20 protein-coding genes, 1 pseudogene and 1 riboswitch are annotated in these 23,059 nt (G+C 37.6%); of the genes and pseudogenes, 14 read left to right on the top strand and 7 right to left on the bottom strand.

Annotation, left to right across the window (positions count from 1 at the left end):
• Positions 1 to 60: 60 nt before the first annotated feature.
• On the bottom strand, positions 61 to 1,251 hold the full coding sequence (locus BTHG_RS13945; protein ID WP_010677345.1) for a coenzyme F420-0:L-glutamate ligase: 1,191 nt from the start codon (positions 1,249 to 1,251) through the stop codon (positions 61 to 63).
• 119 nt (positions 1,252 to 1,370) lie between these two features.
• Here BTHG_RS13945 and BTHG_RS13940 point away from each other — a divergent pair, with 119 nt between their 5' ends.
• Positions 1,371 to 2,279, top strand: coding sequence for a LysR family transcriptional regulator (locus BTHG_RS13940; protein ID WP_010677344.1), 909 nt, complete (start codon positions 1,371 to 1,373; stop codon positions 2,277 to 2,279).
• A gap of 16 nt (positions 2,280 to 2,295) precedes the next feature.
• On the opposite strand, the gene BTHG_RS13935 is transcribed toward BTHG_RS13940, so the two are convergent.
• The gene (locus BTHG_RS13935; RefSeq protein ID WP_010677343.1) at positions 2,296 to 2,997 is read right to left on the bottom strand and encodes a metallophosphoesterase family protein; all 702 of its coding nucleotides are present in this window, start codon (positions 2,995 to 2,997) and stop codon (positions 2,296 to 2,298) included.
• A 141-nt stretch (positions 2,998 to 3,138) separates the two neighbouring features.
• Here BTHG_RS13935 and BTHG_RS25030 point away from each other — a divergent pair, with 141 nt between their 5' ends.
• The gene (locus BTHG_RS25030) at positions 3,139 to 3,804 is read left to right on the top strand and encodes a phosphatase PAP2 family protein (protein ID WP_042341735.1); all 666 of its coding nucleotides are present in this window, start codon (positions 3,139 to 3,141) and stop codon (positions 3,802 to 3,804) included.
• Positions 3,801 to 3,986 carry a hypothetical protein gene (locus BTHG_RS13925; protein WP_010677341.1) on the top strand — a complete coding sequence of 62 codons (186 nt, stop codon included), beginning with the start codon at positions 3,801 to 3,803 and terminating at the stop codon, positions 3,984 to 3,986. Before BTHG_RS25030 ends, BTHG_RS13925 begins: the two co-directional genes overlap by 4 nt.
• Positions 3,987 to 4,084: 98 nt before the next feature.
• Here the strand turns inward: BTHG_RS13925 and BTHG_RS25025 are convergent, their stop codons facing one another.
• Together BTHG_RS25025 and BTHG_RS13915 are read right to left on the bottom strand one after the other, a co-directional pair.
• The gene (locus tag BTHG_RS25025; RefSeq protein ID WP_010677340.1) at positions 4,085 to 4,582 is read right to left on the bottom strand and encodes a hypothetical protein; all 498 of its coding nucleotides are present in this window, start codon (positions 4,580 to 4,582) and stop codon (positions 4,085 to 4,087) included.
• A 96-nt stretch (positions 4,583 to 4,678) separates the two neighbouring features.
• Positions 4,679 to 5,482, bottom strand: a complete 804-nt coding sequence (locus tag BTHG_RS13915; protein ID WP_010677339.1) for a metallophosphoesterase — start codon at positions 5,480 to 5,482, stop codon at positions 4,679 to 4,681.
• Between the two features lie 345 nt (positions 5,483 to 5,827).
• On the opposite strand from BTHG_RS13915, the gene brnQ reads away from it, so the two are divergent.
• From brnQ to BTHG_RS13895, 4 genes are all read left to right on the top strand, one after another.
• Positions 5,828 to 7,171, top strand: a complete 1,344-nt coding sequence (brnQ, locus tag BTHG_RS13910) for a branched-chain amino acid transport system II carrier protein (protein WP_010677338.1) — start codon at positions 5,828 to 5,830, stop codon at positions 7,169 to 7,171.
• 240 nt (positions 7,172 to 7,411) lie between these two features.
• Entirely contained in the window at positions 7,412 to 8,314 is a 903-nt protein-coding gene (locus BTHG_RS13905; protein ID WP_010677337.1) for a Cof-type HAD-IIB family hydrolase, read from the top strand.
• Positions 8,315 to 8,463: 149 nt separating this feature from the next.
• On the top strand, positions 8,464 to 9,513 hold the full coding sequence (locus tag BTHG_RS13900; RefSeq protein WP_010677336.1) for a lactonase family protein: 1,050 nt from the start codon (positions 8,464 to 8,466) through the stop codon (positions 9,511 to 9,513).
• A gap of 160 nt (positions 9,514 to 9,673) precedes the next feature.
• Entirely contained in the window at positions 9,674 to 10,381 is a 708-nt protein-coding gene (locus tag BTHG_RS13895) for a GntR family transcriptional regulator (RefSeq protein WP_010677335.1), read from the top strand.
• A gap of 82 nt (positions 10,382 to 10,463) precedes the next feature.
• Here BTHG_RS13895 and BTHG_RS25020 read toward each other — a convergent pair whose 3' ends face one another.
• Positions 10,464 to 11,456, bottom strand: a complete 993-nt coding sequence (locus BTHG_RS25020) for a LysM peptidoglycan-binding domain-containing protein (protein WP_010677334.1) — start codon at positions 11,454 to 11,456, stop codon at positions 10,464 to 10,466.
• 195 nt (positions 11,457 to 11,651) lie between these two features.
• Between BTHG_RS25020 and ftsZ the strand changes: the two are divergent.
• Positions 11,652 to 12,602 (top strand): annotated as a pseudogene (gene ftsZ, locus BTHG_RS25015) (cell division protein FtsZ); the annotation flags it as partial.
• A gap of 294 nt (positions 12,603 to 12,896) precedes the next feature.
• On the opposite strand, the gene BTHG_RS13880 reads toward ftsZ, so the two are convergent.
• Positions 12,897 to 13,814, bottom strand: a complete 918-nt coding sequence (locus BTHG_RS13880) for an aldo/keto reductase (RefSeq protein ID WP_010677332.1) — start codon at positions 13,812 to 13,814, stop codon at positions 12,897 to 12,899.
• A 102-nt stretch (positions 13,815 to 13,916) separates the two neighbouring features.
• On the opposite strand from BTHG_RS13880, the gene BTHG_RS27100 reads away from it, so the two are divergent.
• A complete protein-coding gene (locus tag BTHG_RS27100) occupies positions 13,917 to 14,063 on the top strand; it encodes a hypothetical protein (RefSeq protein ID WP_187370786.1) in 147 nt (48 codons plus the stop codon).
• 45 nt (positions 14,064 to 14,108) lie between these two features.
• On the opposite strand, the gene BTHG_RS13870 is transcribed toward BTHG_RS27100, so the two are convergent.
• Positions 14,109 to 14,615: a DoxX family membrane protein gene (locus BTHG_RS13870; protein WP_010677331.1), complete on the bottom strand. Its 507-nt coding sequence runs from the start codon at positions 14,613 to 14,615 to the stop codon at positions 14,109 to 14,111.
• 351 nt (positions 14,616 to 14,966) lie between these two features.
• Positions 14,967 to 15,076, top strand: a riboswitch (SAM riboswitch).
• A gap of 184 nt (positions 15,077 to 15,260) precedes the next feature.
• Between BTHG_RS13870 and acsA the strand changes: the two genes are divergently transcribed.
• From acsA to asnB, 5 genes are all read left to right on the top strand, one after another.
• Positions 15,261 to 16,967 carry an acetate--CoA ligase gene (acsA, locus tag BTHG_RS13865; protein ID WP_010677330.1) on the top strand — a complete coding sequence of 569 codons (1,707 nt, stop codon included), beginning with the start codon at positions 15,261 to 15,263 and terminating at the stop codon, positions 16,965 to 16,967.
• A 105-nt stretch (positions 16,968 to 17,072) separates the two neighbouring features.
• Positions 17,073 to 17,828 carry an NRDE family protein gene (locus tag BTHG_RS13860; protein WP_010677329.1) on the top strand — a complete coding sequence of 252 codons (756 nt, stop codon included), beginning with the start codon at positions 17,073 to 17,075 and terminating at the stop codon, positions 17,826 to 17,828.
• 404 nt (positions 17,829 to 18,232) lie between these two features.
• On the top strand, positions 18,233 to 19,405 hold the full coding sequence (locus tag BTHG_RS13855) for a carboxylate--amine ligase (RefSeq protein ID WP_010677328.1): 1,173 nt from the start codon (positions 18,233 to 18,235) through the stop codon (positions 19,403 to 19,405).
• 43 nt (positions 19,406 to 19,448) lie between these two features.
• On the top strand, positions 19,449 to 21,029 hold the full coding sequence (locus BTHG_RS13850; RefSeq protein WP_010677327.1) for a Mur ligase family protein: 1,581 nt from the start codon (positions 19,449 to 19,451) through the stop codon (positions 21,027 to 21,029).
• A gap of 104 nt (positions 21,030 to 21,133) precedes the next feature.
• Positions 21,134 to 22,981 carry an asparagine synthase (glutamine-hydrolyzing) gene (gene asnB / locus BTHG_RS13845; protein WP_010677326.1) on the top strand — a complete coding sequence of 616 codons (1,848 nt, stop codon included), beginning with the start codon at positions 21,134 to 21,136 and terminating at the stop codon, positions 22,979 to 22,981.
• Positions 22,982 to 23,059: the final 78 nt, after the last annotated feature.

Here is a 23,059-nt window from a genome sequence, read left to right as displayed (position 1 = left end):
TGAAACATGTTTCCGATAAAAAAATCCCCCGCATCCTTTCGCGAGGGACTGGCTGTTTTATTATTTTGTATAGTTATCAAAATAACCTTGGATGTAGATGAATGGAGTACCTTTATCGCCACTTCCTGATGTTAAATCAGAAAGAGAACCGATAAGGTCAGTAAGTCTTCTAGGTGTTGTGCCTTGTGCTTCCATTTGCCCTACAAGGTCGCCTTCTTTGTTTTCAATGAACTCAGAGATAGCCTTTTTAAGTTCTTCACCTTTTAAGTCAGCAAAATTGTTATCAGCAAGATACTTCAATTTAACCTCATTTGGAGTCCCTTCAAGACCTGCTGTGTATGCAGGGGAAACAACTGGGTCAGCAAGCTCCCAAATTTTTCCGACAGGATCTTTAAAAGCACCGTCACCGTACACCATAACTTCAACCGTTTTACCAGTTTTCTCTTTAAGAACCTCTTGGATCTTATCAACGATAGGTTGGCAGTTACGTGGGAATAGCTTCACACTTTCCTCAGTTGCTTTATTTGAACCAAGTAAACCATATTGTTCGTTACAGCCGCTGCCGTTATTTGACTCTGAAAGAATATTATCAAGGCTATATACTTTTTCGCCGCCGTTTGCTTTTAAAATTTTCTTAGTACGGAATCTTGTGTGAATGTCACAAGTTAGTACACTCTTTGTGTAATCAAGAATGGTTTTTGGGTTATTTGAGAAAATGACTTCACATTCAACCCCATATTCTTCGATTAATGATTTATAGTAATCAATGTAATCCACCCCAGTAAAAGGATGTTTATTATGTCCGAAAAGTTCACGGAATTGTTGTTCTGTTAATACATCAGTCCAAGGATTTACGCCTTTTTCATCTAGTAAATCAATATCAACTAAATGGTTACCCACTTCATCTGAAGGATAACTTAACATAAGAACAATTTTTTTTGCACCTTTTGCAATCCCACGAAGACAGATTGCAAAACGGTTACGGCTTAAAATTGGAAAAATCACGCCGACAGTGTCATCGCCAAACTTAGCTTGTACATCCTGTGCAATATCGTTAATTGTTGCATAGTTTCCTTGTGCACGAGCAACAATCGATTCAGTAATTGTAACGATATCTTTGTCTTGAATAGCAAAACCTTCAACTTCAGAAGCTGTTAATACAGTTTCAACAACCATTTGCTCAATGTTATCGCCTTTATTGATAATTGGTCCACGTAAACCTCTTACAACTGTTCCAACTACTCTTTCCAAAAGAATCACTCCTACATGCTGATAAGATTAATATTAAATAATACCCACTAGTACTATACATCTATAATGTGATATAAGTAAAGTTAATATAACTAATACTGGGTATAAGGAGAATTTATATGATTGGGAAATTAGATTTATATAAGGTTTTTAGTGTAGTTTCTAAAAATGGGAGCTTTTCAAAAGCTGCAAAGGAACTGTTCATGACACAGCCTGCAGTCAGTCAATCGATGATGCAGTTAGAAAAAGAATTGGATATACGGCTTTTTAATCGCACACCAAAAGGAGTTTCATTGACAGATGAAGGTAAGCTTCTCTATGAATATGTTCATTCTGCTATGAATCTTATCAATGTCGGTGAGGAAATGATTTTAGAATTTAAGAATTTAGCAAAGGGAGAGTTGAGAATTGGCGTAGGGGATACCATCTCAAAGTATTTTTTGCTACCGTATTTAGAAATCTTCCACACGGAATACCCTAATATAAAGTTTAAAATTGAAAATGGGACAACCCAGGAGCTGATATCTTTAGTAAAGTTAGGAGAGGTTGATCTTTCGATATGTAACTTTCCAGTGGATGACTCTGCTTTAGTGCAAATACCGTGCATGGATATCCACGATATTTTTGTATGCGGAAAAAATTATAAGCGTTTATTACCACAGTCAGTTAGTATGGCTGAATTGACCAAACATCCCTTAATTTTTCTAGAACCCAAATCTATATCTCGAAAATATGTGGAGGAATTTTTATTATCTAAGGGGCTTCGGATATCCCCGGAGTTTGAACTGGGCTCACACGATTTATTACTAGAGTTTGCGAAAATCAATCTGGGAATTGCCTCTGTTACCAAAGAATTTTCCCAAGAGTATCTAAAAAAGGGCATCTTGCATGAGGTGCACCTAACAGAAGAAATCCCAAAACGAAGTATCGGTATCTGTTACGTAAAAACCACTCCACTATCACCCGCCACAACAAAATTTGTGGAGATTATTAGGAACCATAGGGACGGTTCTCCTGGTACACTTTGAACCGTCCTTATGTAGCTTATTCAACATAAAAAATTTGTGAATTCGTAGCGTCAAAGCAATAAAGTCTACCGCCATATGCACAGCCGCCATCAATGCCAACGATATTATTATTACCGAAATACATTTCATTGCTTTTATGTAAGTATTTGGTTGGTGTATGGCCAAAGACAACGGTCTTTTCGCCAGCATATCCATTGTGAAACTCCTCACGAATCCATACTAATAAATGAGGGTCAGTTGACTCCAATGGTGTTTCAGGATGAACCCCTGCATGGACAAAAATATGAGTGTCTGTCTCATAATAGTAAGGAAATTCCTTTAAGGTTTCTAAATGAGGGCGAATTTCTTTGTTTATTTGAAGAAGGTTTGGCATTTCCTCTGTTGTGTACCAATATTTCGCATCATCTTTTTCAATATGGTAGCCGTAGTTTTGTAAGGTTTTAATGCCACCATTGTAGAACCATCTTTTAACGCTCATTGAATCGGCACGGAAAGCTTCCAACATCATTTTTTCGTGGTTGCCAATTAATGCAATCGCGCCCTTATTTCGTAATTCAATAACTTTATTTATAACTGCTCTTGAGTTAGGCCCACGATCTACATAGTCTCCTAACAGCAAAAGCTGATCGATTTTGTCATCATATTGAACAAGCTCTAATAGCCGCTCAAATTTGTCTATATCACCATGAATATCACTAATCGCAAGCATTCGTTTCAAACATTACACAACCTTTTCCTACAAATACTATAGTATGTTCCTCTATTTTATCACACCCAGTTTCGATACGTGGAATACTTCAATTGTATAATTTTCTTTAAGTCAAAAATACTAAGAGTTAAAAAAAAGAGTGTGGCGTACATGAACTTAAAGTTTCAGCTATCAGTGGCTTTTACCATTTGTCTTTTTTCCCTTAGTTTGTTCAGCTTATTGTCTTATTTTGTACATAGCCATGATATTATTCGCTTTGATAGTCGAGTGATTTCCGTGGTACAAGGATGGGAGTCAGGGTGGCTTACCACTTTAATGAAGTTTCTATCTTTTATTGGATCGGCACCGGTTATTATTATCAATTCTCTCATCCTATTGTTTTTTCTGTATAAAGTGTTGGACCACCGCCGTGAATTAATTTTATTTATTGGGGTTATGGTTGGTTCACCGATATTGAATTTTATTCTAAAAGAGCTGTTTAAACGGGCTAGACCGGATTTTTACAGATTGGTTGAAATCTCAGGCTATAGTTTTCCAAGTGGCCATGCCGTGAATGCTGTCACGTTTTATGGAATTTTGACGTTTTTGTTGTGGCGGCATATTCCGGTCAGGTGGGAGCGCATGGTCTTGTTCGTATTGAGTGGGATGATGATTTTAGGAATTGGACTAAGTAGAATCTATTTAGGAGTTCATTACCCTACCGATATAGTAGGGGGCTATTTTGCTAGTGCTACTTGGCTAGGTTTTGCGATTGGAGCATTTCACCGGTTTATGGAAAGACAAGCTCTTAAGTATGAGGGGTTGAAAACGGGTTGAGTTCAAGTAAGGGGAGGACCACTAGAACCGTCCCTGTGGTCCCTTTGGGTTCTGGTGTCGAATCTTGGGGAATTGTTTTTGTTGATAATGAAAGCGCTATCAATTATAATAAAGTCAGGTGGATGACATGTGTGGTCATCATGGTATTTGGCGAAGGTGGGGCCGATACTGTAGTGAAGTAACACGTTAAATGACTGTTTGATAAAAGTATTATTAAAAAGGGACCATACCATTCTTACCATAAGAATGATATGGTCCCTTTTCATTTTTGTGTTAACAATTAGAGAAAGTCTGCTGGGCTAAGTTCTTGATCACTCGTTGATTGCTTTGGGATGATGCATTTTTCATAAAATTTGTGGAAGATAAAATTCATGAGAGCATTTGAGAAAATTAATGTAAAAAAACTAGCCGAACTCACTTTTAATTTAAAAAAGTGTAGCTTCCTTAATAAGGAAACAAGTGGAAAGGCGTATATCCAATCAGCCACAAGATTGATAAGGGTGTATGGGATTAACTTTCCTTTCGATAGACTGAACACCCAATAATTCGCAAAAAAATACGGTCCTAAAATTAATATACAGGTGTCACATACCATTGCGCCAACGCCACCCTTTACTTTCCAAAGTTTATGTACAGTAAAATAGAAGATTTCAAAAAGTAGAACACTGGTAGAAAATAAGGTTACAGGTAGATATTTTATATAGGATTTTTTAGGAAGCAGAACTGCTGCAACTATCGAACATAAAACGATAAAGACCCTGATGCTGTTTTTTATCATGTAAAACAGTCCTTTCGAATCGAGTTTTTTTTAATTTGTTCGAAGATATTAGTTCTTATTCGAAAAAAAGCCCGCATCAAATGATGCAGGTTACATTTAAATCTCTAAGATTTTAATTGTAGAGAAAATTTCTTCTTCAGCATTCATAGAATTCCATTCGTGCGGGTAATAGCCAAGAGGATTACAGATGACTTCAATTCCGTTATACTGCTCATGGTATCTGGTGTGGATGTGTCCGAAAATATATTTTTTTACTTCGTATTTTTTTGCTAACTTACCAAAATACTTACTTCCCATCATAGAATTAAAGAAGTCCCAGCTTGGGTCATTCTTAATTTGAATATATCGAGAGAAAGGAACAACATGTGTGACCATGATGATATTTTTCCCTTGATAGACTCTAAGCCAATCCTCAAGTTTTTTAAGGTATTGTTTCGTTTCAACCTGGTCTGAGTTTGGCCAATGGGCGTTAATTTTATCTGGCCATGTAAAGTCATTATATGTACCTTCTATAAATTGCTCCTCTGTAAATTCCTCGATACCATACGTGTAATCATACCAGCCCCCATCACCAATCACTACCCAGTTGTCGTTCAATTCGACTGGTCCATTTCCTAGATTACCTGGGAATTCCAACAGCTTCTCATAAGCAACTTTAGAATCATCATGGTAGATATCATGATTTCCGTGTACAAATAATAGTTTCAGTTTTGGAAATTCGTCTTGCAATTGATTTAACAGATTTAGGCTCTTAACAGGACCTGCTGTTAAATCGCCACCTAAGATAAAAACATCAGGGGAGTGGCTAGCAATCCATTTTGTTAATTGTGACATAATGTCCGTCCCCGTGTTTTTTCGATTCAATCCTACGTGAATATCCGATAAAACGGCAATCTTCATTTGATCTTCACTTCCAATTCATTTAGATTTTGTATATGAAATTCTATGTATACAGGTCGTTTTCCTGCATGTGAAATGAGGGCATACTAGTTCATATGAACCGCAAGAACCGTCCCTCTGGTTCAATGGAACTATATTCCAGTAATTACATTTATTATTAAATATTTTGATATAATTTTATTTTCTGAAAAGTGTTGATTTTGAATATTTTGTGTGATATATTAATGACTATCAAATTGAGGTTTGTAAGCAAGACAGTTTACTAGTATAATTTTATGCTCTAGATATGTTATCCGGAAAACTTCTATTAATAAGGGTGTCTAGGGTGTTTTAGGAGGAATAGATATGTCATCGAGAGATTCATTTGGCAACATAGTAGCGGTAGGATTTATGTTGTTTGCATTATTCTTTGGGGCGGGGAATTTAATCTTTCCTGTACAATTAGGTCAGTTAGCAGGAGGTAATGTTTTTTCAGCAAATGCGGGCTTTATTATAACTGGGGTGGGCCTACCTGTTCTTGGCATATTGGCTTTGGCCTTCTCAGGTAAGAGTGATTTGGAATCATTAGCAGGCCGAGTTAATCCGATATATGGAATTTTCTTTACGGTAGCTCTTTATTTGACAATTGGTCCTTTATTTGCAATACCAAGAACAAATACAGTTGCATATGAGATTGGGATCGTTCCATTCTTAGAAAATCAATCAAATTACTTACCTTTATTGTTATTTACGATCGTCTTTTTCGGGGTTACATTATACTTTTCACTTAAATCTAGTAAGATTGTTGATATTGTAGGGAAACTGTTAACACCGATTTTATTAGTGGTGATTGCCATTCTTATTATCGCTGCATTTGTTAATCCAATTGGAGCGATTCAAGAGCCAACAGAAACCTATTTGACAAATAGCTTCTTTAAAGGCTTCCAGGAAGGTTATAACACAATGGATGCACTTGCTGCATTTGTCTTTGGAATAATCATTATTAATATCATGAAAGAACGCGGTGCAAGAACTAAGAAAGAAATCATGGTTTCAACTGGTAAAGTGGCCTTAGTTGCTGGGGTATTATTGGCGGTCATTTATTCTTCATTAGCATTTTTAGGTGCTACAAGTGTAGAAGGCCTTGGGTTTTTAGATAATGGTGGTTCTATTTTAGCTGCTTCTTCTCAACACTTTTTTGGCTGGTACGGTAAGGTCATCCTTGCAGTAATCGTTGTGGCAGCGTGTTTAACAACAAGTATTGGTCTAATTACATCTTGTGCGGCTTATTTCTCAAAACTAATTCCTGCTCTTTCTTATAAGCAGTGGGCTGTTATCTTTACTTTATTCAGTGCAGTGATCTCAAATTTTGGGTTAAGTTCGATTATTAACTTCTCAATTCCAGTGTTAGTTGCGCTATATCCTTTAGCAATCAGTTTAATGGCGTTAACCTTCTTACACCCTCTATTCAAGGGGCGCAAGGAAGTATACCAAATGAGTACATTCTTTACATTCATCTTTTCAATTAATGATGGCTTAAATGCAGCTGGGGTAAAAATTGCTGCTATTAATGAACTATTTACATCAATCTTACCTTTATATTCAGTAGGATTAGGTTGGGTTGTGCCTGCTATTGTAGGTGGAATTATCGGATTTGTAATTAGCATCATTAAACATGGGTCATTGAATCCAAATCCAATTGAAGAATAATAAAAAGGCTACTAACGGCGTATTGTCGGAAGTAGCCTTTTTCATGCAATCTATCGATAATTTTGTAATAATTGTATATCTTGTTATAATAGAATTTAGGATTGTTACTGGTAAATCAGGTAAAACCTAAATAAGGTGGTTCTTTTTGAGGACAGTTTATTTAGGTTTTTTAATTTTATACAGGCGAAGTATACCATTACTAATTATTGGTGAAATAAATGAAGTAAGAGTACAATTTGCATGGGTGCAATTGATTTAGTAAAAGAGAGGATTTTCGAGATGAAACTAATTGCTTCGGATTTAGATGGGACGCTATTAAATGAAAATAGTAAAGTTAGTGAGGCAAATGTGCGTGCCATTCAAAAGGCATTGGACAAAGGAATCAAATTTGTTGTTGTAACCGGAAGGTCTTATGATGCTGCTATAATGCCTATTAAGGAAGTGGGGCTAACTTGCCCAATTATTACCTTGAACGGCGCTAGTTCGTTTGATATAGATGGAAATGTTTTACGAGATATTCCAATGGATAAAGTGGTTTGTAAAAAAGTGTACACAGCCTGTCACAATGGAAAAATGTATACTGAGTTTTTTACAAATAAGGGATTATTTTCGTTTGGAAGAGATCGATTTATTGATAGAATGACTAGATGGTGGAAAACAGTCCAACCTGAATTGACAGACGAGGAAATCAACCAAAAAATTGAATATCGTTTTCAAAATGAGAGTGTACAGTTTGTTGAGGATTACGATCAGTTGGAGGCAATCGATGATCTGAAAATTTATAAACTGTTAAGCTTTGCGGAAGATGAGGATAGTCACGAAAAAGTCTTTAATGAGTTAAAAGATGAGGGTGGAGTGGTGATTACTTCTTCCGGATATTTAAATCTTGAATTTAACCATCCAGAGGCTAAAAAGGGACTAGCACTCAAGGAATTGGCAAACAGCATGGGAATTGAAATGAAGGATGTTATGTCATTAGGAGATAATCTAAACGACAAAAGCATGCTAGAAATGGCAGGACGAGGCGTTGCAATGGGAAATGCTGATGAGGAAATTTTAAACCTCTGTACATTTCATACAAAAACGAATGAAGAAGATGGAGTAGCCTACGCGATTGAAGAGATGCTAAAGGAATATTACTGATAAGGATAATCTGTTTCGGGTAGGGGTTGTGGATGAACATTGTCTTAAATGACACCTAGTCAAAAGTCGACAGTTACTCGACCAAAGAGTTTTGTTGAAATAACAAGCTGGAACAACAAAATATAGATTAAACGAAAGGGGTTTACAAAATGAGCAAATTTACTGGATATGTTGGTACCTATACAAAAGGGGACAGTAAAGGGGTTTATACCTTTACATTAAATACAGATGAACAAAAAATACAGGACGTAAAGCTTGCAGCCACTTTAGGAAATCCTACATATGTCACAGTGAGTCAGGACAATCGCTTTCTATATTCAGTGGTAAAGGATGGAGAATCAGGTGGTGTCGCAGCTTACTCGATTGATGCTCAAAATGGCGAGTTACAACTAGTAAACAATGAGGTTGAAGAAGGAGCATCTCCTTGCCATGTTAGTGTGAATAAGGCGAATAATCAAGTTGTTACAGCAAATTATCATAAAGGTACCATCGAGCTTTATTCTGTTAATAGTGCAAGTGGAAAAATCGAATCTTCGCAATCAATCGTTGCACATGAGGGAACAGGACCACATGAAAGACAGGAAAAACCGCATACACATTTTTCAGGTTTTACACCAGATGAAAAGTATGTGGTGGCAGTCGATTTAGGAATCGATAAACTTATTACATATGAAATAGACAACGGAACGCTAAGGGAGGTAAATTGCTTAACGGTTCGACCAGGAAGCGGGCCAAGACATATTGCTCTCCATCCAAATGGAAAATACGCATACTTGATGACGGAACTAAGTAATGAAGTGATTGCTTTATCTTATGATAGTAGTAATGGCAGTTTTGATGAGCTTCAGTATATTTCAACGATTCCAGAGAATTTTACTGAGAACAGTCAGGGTAGTGCCATTCATATTTCGAAAGACGGAAAATTTGTATATGTGTCAAACCGTGGACATAATAGCATCGCTGTCTTTCAGGTGAATGAGTCAACAGGCGAACTCAAACTAGTAGAAATGGTCTCATCAGAAGGAGATTGGCCGCGTGATTTTGTATTTGACCCAACCGAAAAATTCATTGTGGGTTCAAATCAAGAATCAAGCAACCTAGTGTTATATGCAAGAGACGAACAAACAGGAAAATTAACGCTTATCGATTCAGATATTACCGTACCATACCCAGTTTGCGTGAAATTTTTAAATATGTAAGTATAAAGGGCCTTAGCGATTAGCTAAGGCTTTTATTTTGGATAAAATGGTACCTCATTACTAATATAAAATTGATTAGTAGAATAATAATATGCTACTATACTAATATAAAAGCAAGCGTTTTCATAAAGGGTGAGACTCGTTCAAGGAGAGGGTATCGGTGAAATACAATCAAGTTAGAAAAAATGATAGGGGTACGAGAAGGGAATTTGTATACTCCTATTTATATGAAAAAATTATAGATTTATCGTTAAAGCCGGGTACTCCGGTATCAGAGAGTGAAATTGGGGCCGTACTTAGTGTGAGCAGAACTCCGATTAGAGAAGCACTGATGCAACTTGCGAAGGAGGATTTAATTGATGTAAAGCCGCAGATTGGGACGTTTGTGTCTTTAATAGATCCGAAGCAGATTGAGGAATCCCGATTTATGAGGAAAGCAGTTGAGCTTGCTGTCATTCGTGAGGCAACGAAAAATTTAACATCTGAAACATTATATAAATTAGAAAAATGTTTAACGCTACAAGAAATTGCTCTACGAGAAGAAAATCCCAAGGAATTTTTAGCCTATGATGATGAATTTCACGAACTCATTTATAAAGGGTTAGGAATGGACCGTATTTGGCAAGGAATCAATCAATTGAATGGGCAGTATAAACGCGTTAGAATGCTACGTTTAATCACAACGAAGGCCTCAGAGTGGATAGCTATTTTAGATGAGCATAGAGCCATCTTTCATGCTTTGCAGAATAAAGATGTTGTAGCAACAGAAGAAATTGTAAATGAACATATCACAAAAGGGATTGCACATTTATATGAATTTAAGCGGGAACAACCGGAGTATTTTAAGAAAGAACATATCTTGATTTAGCTTATTTCGTAAGCTTGAAAAGAGAGCGGGTAGCAAACCTGCCATTAAGGAATCCCACTCATATAGGTGAGTGGGATTTGTTTTACTTCAGATCCTTTTGAAGCTCTCCCATTTTACGAGTGATGAGAGGATAAAAGTATTTTTCGGCACTAGTTGTGGAGTTTCCTCCGAAAAATCCTGTTCCCGGACAGGTCTTCACATTGTAGTCTGGTCCTTTATCCAACACCCTTTCCCCATTTCGTAAATCCCACCAATGATGATAGGTGATGCTATCAATCGAAGGGGTTAGTCCAAATTTGAGGCACAGGATAGCATTAACATAAATAATTGTGTCACTTTGTTCTTTGGTCATAACATCTTGACCAAGGTCAAAGTTTCCAATGTGTTCAATTGCAATTCCGATAGAGTTAGCTTTGCTGCCGATGGTACCTTCTGGGGCAATGTATAGTGGTCTTGAAACAGCAACCATTCCATCTGGAAAGGTCGTAATGTTTTGGGCTATATGCTTCCAGCCCATCGTGTTTCTATGGAAATTTTCCATTCCCGTTAAAAGTCCAAAGTGATTGGATCCGTTAAATCGACTATAGTCTGGCACCCATGTGTGATGCTGTTGGATGAGGGTTACTTTTCGTTTGATTTTTTGGTTGATAAGCCATTCCTTAAATTCTTCTTTTGTCATTAAAATATGTTCGCCTTGCATATTCATTCTTTTTGGAGCAATTTTAAGAATCTGCCCTGGAACAAGCTGTTCAGTTGAAAGTTTATTTGTTGCTTTAATTTGTTCGGGGGATGAATGAAACCGGGAAGCAATTTCTTGTAAGGTGTCTCCAGCACCAACCTCATAGGTAATGGGAACCCAAAGCTTTTGGCCAACTACCAATAAATCAGACTGGAGTCCATTGCTTATTTTTAGCTCATCTAAAGAGGTTTCAAATTTTTTTGCAATCTCGGGTAAGGTATCTCCAGCTTGAATAACATAAATATTGTCATGGCTATTGGCAAGCACATCAGTAGGTAGAGTAGACAAAAATGTAAAGAAAAGAAGACCGATTATGAAAGCATTTGTTTTTTTCATATCTTATTTCCTTTCATAAAATGTTAGTATTAGTTTGTAGAAATAATCGAATATTTATGCTTTTTATGAAGGAAAGAAGGTTCTTTTCACTTTTTAGAGGAAATTCGTGACAAAAAGCGAAGTAGTACTACGAAGTATATAGTATAAATTCGACTTCTTTAGGAAGTGGCTATGGGCGGTAAGGAGGAAAAAGTCATGTTTGAGTATGAACCATATATAGATCAGTTTGCAAGAATAAAGGTAGTAGGTGTTGGTGGCGGTGGAAATAATGCCGTCAATCGAATGATTGAAGCAGGGGTAGAAGGTGTGGAATTCATTGCGGTGAATACAGATGGACAAGCCCTTAATCAATCAAAAGCAGAGGTAGTCATTCAAATTGGCGCATCCTTAACACGGGGACTTGGTGCTGGTGCTAATCCGCAAATTGGGATGAGAGCTGTTGAAGAAAGTGAAAAAGAGATTGAAGATGCTCTAAGAGGAGCCGATATGGTCTTTGTCACGGCCGGCATGGGTGGTGGTACTGGGACAGGAGCAGCACCAGAAATTGCAAGAATCGCAAAGAAGCTCGGTTCTTTAACAATCGGTGTAGTGACTAGACCATTTCGATTTGAAGGTCGCAAACGAGCTGTCAATGCAGATGCCGGTATTGACGAGATGAAAGAAGCGGTAGACACATTAATCATCATTCCAAATGAGAAATTACTAGAGATTGTAGATAAACGTACTCCAATGATTGAAGCATTCCGAGAAGCAGATAATGTCCTACTTCGCGGGGTACAAGGGATTTCTGATTTAATTGCTGTACCAGGGTTAATCAATTTAGACTTTGCGGATGTAAAGACGGTCATGTCCCACAGAGGTACAGCGTTAATGGGAATTGGAATGGCAAAAGGCGATGGCCGTGCTGTTGAAGCAGCCAATAAGGCAATCAATAGTCCTCTCCTCGAAACATCCATTAGTGGCGCACGTGGTGTGATTTTAAATATTACAGGTGGAAGAAACTTAAGCCTCTTTGAAATACAGGAAGCAGCTGATGTCATTTCTTCTGCAACACATGAGGACTTAAATATGATTTTCGGATCGGTTATCAATGACAATTTAAAAGACGAAATTATTGTAACAGTAATTGCTACAGGATTTACGGAAAACTAAGGGAAAGAGGCACCTCAATGAGAGGTGCCTCTTTGTCTTAGTCTAGCTCCAATTGCCGCCGGCTTGAGGTCACAAGTCAAGCATAAAACTCTAAACGATATCGCGAAGACAGGGTAAACGATATATCACAGAGCTGAAAAACGATAAATGATATGTTGAAACCGGGGTAATCGATAAATCACAGACCTGAAAAATGATAATTGATACACAGAAAATCCCGAAAACACCGATACCGAGGTATATCATTGACCTGTGCTTGTCACCGATTGACGGGCGCATTGTTTTAATTTAAGGAAGAAGATAACCAGCAGCTAGAAATATGCTGTACCAATCTTCACGGGATAACTGAACCTCACTAGCTTTCACGGAATCCTTTAAGCGTTGAATATTCATGGTTCCGATAATTGGCTGCATGTTGGCAGGATGACGTAAAAGCCATGCAATTGCAATAGTGGTATTGGAAACACCATATTTTTTAGCGATTTCATCAATTTTTTGATTTAATTCAGGACATTTTTCATTACCTAGGAAAGGACCTTCAAAAAAACCATATTGGAATGGAGACCATGGCTGAATCGTAATGTCATGTAATCGGCAAAAATCAAGTACATCTCCATCACGGTTAATGGATTGATCAATTTGCATATTAACCGCAACACCATTTGCTATCATATGAGCATTAGGTATGCTAAGTTGTAGTTGATTTGCAACGATTGGCTGCTTCACATATTTTTTTAATAATTCGATTTGCATAGGCTTTTGATTAGATACCCCGAAATGTCGAACCTTACCAGAGGATTCTAGCTGATCAAATGCTTCTGCCACTTCTTCAGGTTCAACAAGTGCGTCGGGACGATGTAATAAAAGAACATCAAGATAGTCCGTTTTTAGTCGTTTTAAGATTCCATCAACAGATTCGATGATATGTTCTTTTGAAAAATCAAACATTCCTTTTCGAATGCCACATTTGGACTGAAGAATGATTTTTTCTCGTACATCATCGTTCATATGTATTGCATCTGCAAAAATTTCCTCGCACGCTCCACTCCCGTAGATATCAGCATGATCAAAGAAATTGGCTCCGACTTCTAAAGCTGTTTGAACAAACTTTTCTGCCTCGGGCTTTTCCAAGGAATTGATTCTCATACAACCTACTGCTACAACTGGTACCTCTAATGAACTGGTTCCTAGTTTTATTTTTCGCATTGTTCTTACCTCCCATTTTGGAACTGTTATTACTGTTGCCTATTTCTAGTCTACATATTTCGATGCTGATTGGAAAGTCTAGAGAAAAAAAGGAGGTCTTTGATGAAACGGTTGTTCATGCTGTTATTATTATCATTACCGATGTTTTTCTTATTCGGTTGTGGGGATGATGAGCTTGAAGAAGGCGAAAAAATTGAAGAAATAGAAGAGGAAGATGAAATTGGTGACGGCGAAATAGATGATGAGTAGAATACAAAAGGAGTTCTTCCCATTTTGGGAAGAACTCCTTTTTAGTTACGCAGCATGTGCTGCAGCTTTTGTGCCTTTTTTGTCATTGATTCGCTTAGTAAGGTAAGGTACTGCGAATCTGTCTAAACCATAGTAGTAAGTTGCAGCGCCTGCGGATAAGAGAATGATTGCTACTGTGTATAGTACTGGGTTTGTGCTTGTTGTACCTGCAAGTAAGAAGTTAAGGTTCATAAATGCACCTGCAAGTAATGCTGGAATTGTTGCAAATCCTACAATCAATCCAAGTCCAACCAATAATTCACCCCAAGGAATAAGTACGTTGAATAACTCAATGTTTGGTACAGCGAAACCTTCTAGGAATGCCGCATACCAACCTTGAACTGCTGGGTGATCTCCGCCTGCGTTTGCGATGGCTCCTTGGATAAATCCACCAGCATCAAATCCACCAGCTGTTAATTTGTGAAAACCAGCTTCAATCCATTGAATACCTAACCATATACGTAATACTGTCCAAATTACTGCCATTTTAGGTCCTTTTAAGAATGCTCTCATCTTAATCTCCCCTTATTTTTAATTTGTGAAATTCTTCACAAGTTATTGTAAAAAAATATAAGTTCTTTAGCTGCCAGCTTTTGCGTAGAAAGTTTGTGAAGTTTTTCACTAACTTTCTACACTCTTAATATACAGCGGTTTTTCAATAATAGCAATAGGCTTCACAAATATGACACAAATGTTTTTTTGGTCTATTTTAGAACTCTACCTACGGAGGAAAAGGTGAGAAATTTGAAGGTGAAGTAATATTCAAATATGGTACAATTTTTGGAAAAGTGTTTGACTTTCAGTTTTTCCCATACTATAATCCTTTTATGAACTAAAATAGAAACGTATTAATTTAATAAAGAACTCTTATTCAGAGCGGTGGAGGGACTTGGCCCTACGAAACCCGGCAACCTTCAAGATTAATCTTGAAAAGGTGCTAATTCCATCAGGTACAAATACCTGAGAGATAAGAGGAGGAAAAAGCCCTCTTCTTATGGAAGAGGGCTTTTTTCATAGGTAGGTTATGAAAGTTTAGAGTCACATTAGTACAATCCGGGGTTTTCACATAAAAATAATGGGGGTATATGTATAAATTTGTCGGGATTAAATTGAAAATTATAGAAATACTACCAAAGTTAACGGAAGGGGAGAGTTGAAATGACAACCACACAATTGGATGCTATAAAACCTTTTGAAGGAAACTATAATCTTCAAAACTATGAAAAGGTTCGACAGGATTTTTCTTGGGAGGATGTTAAAAAGGAATTTAGTTGGTACCAAACGGGGCAAGTGAACATGGCATATGAGTGCATTGATCGACATGTTGCAGAAGGATATGGGGACAAAGTAGCCCTTCACTATATTAATGAAGATGAGGAACAAGTTTTTACATTTAAAGATATAAAAGATAAATCTGACCACTTAGCGACAGTCCTGAAAAAATACGGAGTTAAAAAGGGAGATATTGTTTTTATCTTTTTACCGAAAAATCCAGATTGCTATATTGCAATGATTGCAGCGATTAAGCTAGGGGCCGTTGCGGGGCCACTTTTTGAAGCATTTATGGAGGATGCCGTTAGGGACCGTATTTCTGATTGTGAAGGTCGTTTTCTAATTACAGATTCAGAGTTGGGGAAAAGAGTTCCTAAACAACAGCTGCCATCACTAGAAACGGTGTTCATTACGGAAGGACCTGAAAAATGTGGGGAAAATGAAATCTCTCTAGTAGAGGAATTAGCTAAAACTCCAAGTCAGAATACGATTATTGAGTGGTTAGATCTTGAGGATCGGCTTAATATTCACTATACGAGTGGCTCGACAGGGAAACCAAAGGGGATTGTACATGCACACCGAGCAATGATTCAGCAGTACCAAACGGGTAAATGGGTACTTGATATCAAAGATAATGATGTTTATTGGTGTACAGCACACCCTGGTTGGGTGACAGGAACTGTGTATGGAATCTTTGCTCCCTGGCTTAATCGAGCAACCGTTGTCGTAAATGGGGGCAGATTTAATGCGGATTCTTGGTATTCAACAATTGAAAAAGCAGGGGTGACGGTATGGTATAGTGCCCCCACTGCATTCAGGATGCTGAAAGCAGAAGGAAATGAAGTGCTAAAAAAATACGATCTTAGTACATTACGCCATATTTTAAGTGTAGGTGAACCGTTAAATCCCGAAGTCATTGTCTGGGGAATCGAGACTTTAGAAAAACGAATCCATGATACGTGGTGGATGACAGAAACAGGGGCGCAGTTAATCGTCAATCTTCCATCAGAGGTCATTAAACCTGGCTCAATGGGACGTCCTTTTCCTGGAATTGAGGTAGCGGTAATAGATGATGATGGAAAACCACTTCCAAATGGCCAAGTTGGCCACCTCGGTATCAAGGCTTTCTGGCCTGCTATCATGAGAGAAGTATGGAAAAATGAAGAGAAATACAACTCTTATTTTGTAAATGGTTGGTATGTATCAGGTGATTTGGCCATTCTAGATGAAGATGGATATGTGTTTTTCCAAGGTCGAAGTGATGACATGATTAATTCATCTGGTGAGCGCATTGGTCCTTTTGAGGTCGAAAGCAAGCTAATTGAACACGAAGCCGTTGCTGAAGCGGGTGTTATTGGAAAGCCTGACCCTGTCAGAGGAGAAATTGTAAAAGCATTTATCGTTCTAAAAAATGGTTATAGCCCTTCAGCGGATTTACTGGAGAATATTCGTGTGTTCGTAAAGCAAAATCTTGCCGCCCATGCTGCACCAAGAGAAATTGAAGTATTGGATGAACTTCCTAAAACAAAGATCAGTGGAAAAATCCTAAGAAGAGAGCTAAAGGCACGTGAAATTGCAAAAGAAGTAGGTTAAAAAAACAAGGGCGAGTTGCCCTTGTTTTTTTATGGGGAAATGCCTAAGAAGCACACCTGGATGGAAAATAAATGTTATAATTTGTGAAAAAGGGCGGTGGGTGGAATGTGCTTAGTTTTGTTCGCCTATAAGAAACATCCTGTTTATCAATTAATTATTGCAGCAAATCGGGATGAATTTTATCAACGACCAACAGCTCCGATCCACTTTTGGGAGGATGAACCCACTCTTCTAGCTGGAAGAGATCTTGAGAAAATGGGAACCTGGATGGGGGTCACGAAAGCTGGGCGTTTTGCTGCTTTAACAAACTATCGGGACCCTAATGAAAGTTCAGTAGGAAAACAATCAAGAGGAAAGCTTGTAAAAGAAGCTCTTACCTATAATGGGGAGATTGCTGAATATATGAAACAACTTGAAAAGACGAACTCCCAATTTCCTGGTTACAATCTCTTGGTTGGGGATCCGAATCAACTTTATTACTATTCAAATGTGGGAAAGAGATTGGAAAACGTAAAGCCGGGCATTCACGGGCTAAGCAATCATTTGCTAAATACAAACTGGCCGAAGGTAGAAAAAGGAAAAGAGGGACTGGCCCAAATCATAAAAGGAGAAAACCTGGTAGAGAATCTAGTAGAGTTACTTCAGAACACAGACAGGCCCAATGATCATTTCCTCCCAAAAACGGGTGTCTCACTCGAATGGGAACGAATACTTTCGTCATTATTTATTCAAACAAATGGGTATGGGACTAGAAGTTCGACCGTATTATTAATGTCGGATACAGAAATTCAGTATGTAGAGCGAACTTATTCACGTACTGGAGAGAGCAATCAAGAGTTTCGCTTTCCAATTCAGTCTTAATGAGAGCAGCTAAACCGATTGTATATAATGGAACAAAGATGATAAATCTACTACAAAAGAGATTGGGGAAATAGGTCGAAAAAGGGGAATGGAGTACGAAAATATATATGTTGTACTCTATTTTTATGTTTGTTTTTTCATTTGTGTTGTCTAGTTCAGGCGCTATCGGCTCTCTGGTCTAAGTCAATCGCTTTGGAAGATGAAATGAACCTTCTGTCAGCCTTGTCTTATGCTTGTCACTTAAAGTTGCGCGCCTTGGACATTTCAATTATTACAGCTTGGTAACAAGCGAGAATAAGATGGATTTCATCTTGAAACACCCCTTATTCTGTGTCAATATGGAGAATGTGAAATAATGTCGAAAAATGTTTTTATAGGTTATAGATACTAGGGAGATCGATAAAATGAATAATAAAGCAGTCATTTTAGGTTGCAATTACTATATAGGTCTAAGCACAATTCGGTGTTTGGGGAAACAGGGCATACATACTGTTGCCGTAGACTATTCATACGAAGGTACGTACGGCGCAGATTCAAAATACTGTACCGAGCATATTATTGCACCGCATTATCGAAAAGATACAGAAGGTTTTATTGACTTCTTAAAGGAATATGCAAGAAAACAAACAGCAAAGCCTGTTCTAATTCCTTGTCATGATAATTATGTTGAGGTCATTGACCAGTATTTGAATGAATTAAAGGAATACTACTTGATTCCTCAAACAGAACAAGGTCTTTACACAAAGACAATGGATAAGGAACTCCTTCATCAACTAGCAACTGAACATGGAATGCTTGTTCCTGAAACAGTTCGTTTAAATGAAGACAATTTTTATGAAAAGATAGAAGAAACGATTAAATATCCATGTGTCGTAAAGCCAACAGATTCACCGACCTTCGTTTCAATTTTTCGCAAAAAGCTGTTTATTGTAAACAACCGAGAGGAGCTTGATGAAGCTCTACAAAAGGCAAAAGAGGCGAAACAAGAGGTCATCGTTCAACGAATTATTCCTGGGTTTGATGATCATATGTATACCTTTGATGCGTATTTGAATCAAGATGCGAAGGTTACACATTGGGTGACTGCTCAGAAGTTCCGCCAATATCCAATCAATTTTGGGGCATCTGTTTATACAGGGCAACGCTATGTTCCTGAGCTTAAGGAAATAGGTACACGCTTTTTAGAAGCGATTGGCTTTAAAGGCTTTGTGGAAATTGAGTTTAAAAAGGATGCTGAAACAGGTCAATTTTACTTGATTGAATTGAATGTAAGGATTACAAACTTTAATACGTTATTAAATAAAGTGGGCTTTAATTTCCCATACATCACATATCGTGAGCTTACAGGTAATCCACTACCGCCAAAAGGGCTTGAACATGATACAGGTCAAGTTTTTTGGTATGCCTATGAGGACTTTTATGCTGTAAAAGGGTACTTAAAAACTGGTCAACTTACGATGGGTCAGGTGATTCGTTCCTACTTCAAGCCTAAAGCCCATGCAATTTGGGACTGGAACGATCCGAAACCGTTTATTTCATTTGCAAAAATGATTGCAGGGAAGAAGTTTAGTAAATAAGGTATTCAAAAAGAAACGCTAACGATAGAAAAGAGGGAACAAAATGGTTCAACTACATGAACTTTTGTCAGCGATTGAGGTTCAAGAAACCATTGATGAAAAGGATATTGAAATTAGTGGATTATCTTACCACTCTGGAAAAGTAAAAGAAGGGCATCTCTTCGTATGTATTAAAGGATATAAAACGGATGGTCATAAATACCTTTCACAGGCGATTTCAAGTGGAGCAGTTGCGGCTGTCGTTGAGGATGTGCAAGAAGGTTTAGAGATTCCTCAAATCGTTGTGAAAAATAGTCGAATTGCACTTGCAAGACTTGCCGCTAAGTTTTATGAAAATCCGTCAAAAAAGATGAATATGATTGGAATTACGGCAACGAACGGGAAAACAACTACTTCATTCATGACCAATGCCATTTTAGAGGAAGAGGGCTATCGAACAGGCCTAATTGGTACGGTTTCAATTAAGATTGATGACTTCGCTATTCCGTCTGAGCTAACAACACCTGAATCACTCGACTTGCAATTTTACTTAGGCCAAATGGTAGAACGAGATGTTTCTCATGTGACGATGGAGGTTTCCTCAAATGCATTAGAAACACATCGTGTCGAAGCAGTTGATTATGATATTGTAACGTTAAATAATATTAGCCGTGAGCACATTGATTCGCACGGTTCATTTGAACGATATTTTGAGGTGAAGTCAGGTTTAATTCGCCATGCGAGTGAAAAAAGCCATGCGATATTGAACCTTGATGATTCTTATTCTACTTCTTTAATTAATCAAACAAAGGCACAGGTTATTACCTTTGGATTGGAGAGTAAAGAAGGTCATATTGCTTGCAAAAATTTGGATTTGACCACTGGTAGAGCCAAGTTTACAATTGAGATTTTAAAGCCTTTTTCTCGTTATGAATATAAAGTCGAGCCAGGAGAATTTGAGATTGAGTTATCTGTTCCTGGTTTACACTCTGTTTATAATGCGATGGTGGCCGTTACAATTGGTCTACTTTGTGGGGTTCCTGTAACCTCCATTCAACAAGGTTTGAAAAAATTTGGTGGAGTGGAACGCCGTTTTGAATTTATTTTTGAGGATGGTTTTAAAATCATTGACGACCACTTTGCAAATGCAGGGAATATTGATGTGACACTACAAACGTTGAAGTATATGGAATACAAGGATCTTCATTTAGTCTATGCGATTCGTGGGGAACGTGGCCCAACTGTCAACCGTGAAAACGCGGAAGCAATCGTAAAATGGGCGAAAACACTCGGCTTTAATGAGATTATTGCGACAAAAAGCGTATCCCATGTAACGTCCAAAGACCATGTAACTGACGAGGAAACAGCTGTGTTCCTAGAGGTTATGGAAAAGGCAGGAATTGATGTGGCTCTTTATGATGAGCTAGATGACGCCATTGCACAAGCCCTTTCTCATGCAGAGACAGGGGATGTTGTGATTCTTGCTGGAGCACAGGGAATGGACTACGGTGCAGGAGTTGCTCTACAGCAAATTGCAAAAATGAGACCGGGTATTTCGCGTGAAAAACTGTTTTTCCCATTGCGTCACCGTGTAGCGGGTCTAACAAAAGAACAACGGCAAATGTTAGGACGCAGTGAAGGATAAACCCAAATTTTATTTAGTGGACATTTAATCCCCTACTAAATAAGGTTTGAGCCTCCGGCGGAAATAATTAATGCAAAAAATCTAATAACAAAGGTGATTAAACTATGTGTGGCTTCGTTGGTTTTGCTGACTCAAAGCTTGAAATAGATAAAGTAAAAGTAATTAATGATATGATGGACACAATAATCCATAGAGGTCCTGACAGTGGTAATTATTTTTCAGATAACCATGCGACATTAGGCTTTCGCCGCCTAAGCATTATTGATTTATCTGAAGAGGGAAGTCAGCCAATGTTGAATGAAGATAGAAGCTGTGCCTTAGTCTTCAATGGTGAAATCTACAACTATCAAGAACTTCGTGAAGATCTTATTGAAAAGGGCCATATTTTTAAAAGTGGTTCTGACAGTGAAGTCGTAATTCATGCGTATGAAGAATATGGAGTAGACCTTTTACAAAAGGTTCGCGGGATGTTTGCTTTTGCAATTTGGGATAAAAACAATGAATCCATGTTTTTAGCACGTGACTTCTTTGGAATTAAGCCTTTATACTATACCCAAAACACAACCGATAATTCTCTTATCTTCGGCTCTGAAATAAAAGCATTTTTAAAGCAACCAGCATTTAAAAAGGAGCTAAACAAAGACGCGTTAAAACCTTATTTAACCTTCCAATACTCAGTGCTTGATGAGACATTTTTCAAAGGTGTATACAAATTAAAGCCTGGTCATTATATGATCTACAAAAAAGGCAATATTGAAATCAAGCCTTATTGGGATGTTGACTTTGAAGCAGAAAATAAAGGTCTTGACCATTTTATTGAAGAAATAAATAACACTTTAAAAGAATCTGTAAAATATCATAAAATTAGTGATGTCAAAGTTGGTTCGTTTTTATCAGGAGGGGTTGACTCTAGCTACATTACAGCCCTATTAATGCCAAATAAAACATTTTCTGTAGGATTCCAGGACCATGAAGGAATCTTCAATGAAACCAATTTAGCAAAAGATTTATCTGATATCCTTGAAATTGAGAATTACAAAGAACTGATGAATGCAGATCAAGCATTTGAAATGCTGCCAACAATCCAATATCACATGGATGAGCCGCAATCAAACTTATCATCTGTTCCATTGTACTTTTTATCACAATTAGCAAGTAAACATGTTACAGTCGTACTTTCTGGTGAAGGGGCAGATGAAATCTTCGGAGGTTACGTCTGGTACCAAAAGTCTGGAAAGCTAGAAAAATACGAAAAGATTCCATTTGGCATTCGTCGTGCGATTGCTGGGATTAGTAGTGCTCTTCCGAAAAACAAGATCACAAACTTCCTTATTAAAGGTGGACAACCAGTAGAAGAAAAATTCATCGGTCAAGCAAAGGTATTTGAGGAAGAAGATGCTCGTAACGTCTTAAAAGATGAATATCAAACAGGCCCATCTATTCAAAGTATTACGAAAAAAGTGTATGATAAGGTTAAAGGAAAAGATGATTTAACGAAAATGCAGTACCTTGACCTTAAACTTTGGCTACCAGGAGATATCCTCTTAAAAGCAGACAAAATGAGTATGGCTCATTCGATTGAATTACGGGTTCCATTTTTAGATAAAGAAGTGATGTCAATGGCATCACACATTCCAAGTAAGTTACGTGTAAATGACATTGATACCAAATACGCTCTTCGTGCTGCATCGAAAAAGGTACTTCCAGAAGAATGGGCAAAACGAGAAAAAGTCGGGTTCCCTGTTCCAATGAGACACTGGCTTCGTGAAGAGAAATACTACAATATCGTTAAAGACATGTTCGAATCTGATATTGCAAAAGAGTTCTTCCATACAGATGAGTTAGTTAAATACCTTGACGACCACTTCCATGGAAGACACAACTATGCAAGATACATCTATACAGTCTATGTATTCCTTGTATGGTATAAGAAATTCTTCATTGAGTTATAAAAATGTTTTTTTCACATATAAATGATTTCTAGTGATTGTCTATCAGATTTAGAATGGTGTTCAAATAGGAGGTTGAAG

It is taken from the genome of Bacillus timonensis (assembly GCF_000285535.1).
Taxonomy (GTDB): domain Bacteria; phylum Bacillota; class Bacilli; order Bacillales; family Bacillaceae_L; genus Ferdinandcohnia; species Ferdinandcohnia timonensis.
Note: the sequence above shows the minus strand (reverse complement) of the source record. Positions and strands in the feature narration are given on the sequence as shown.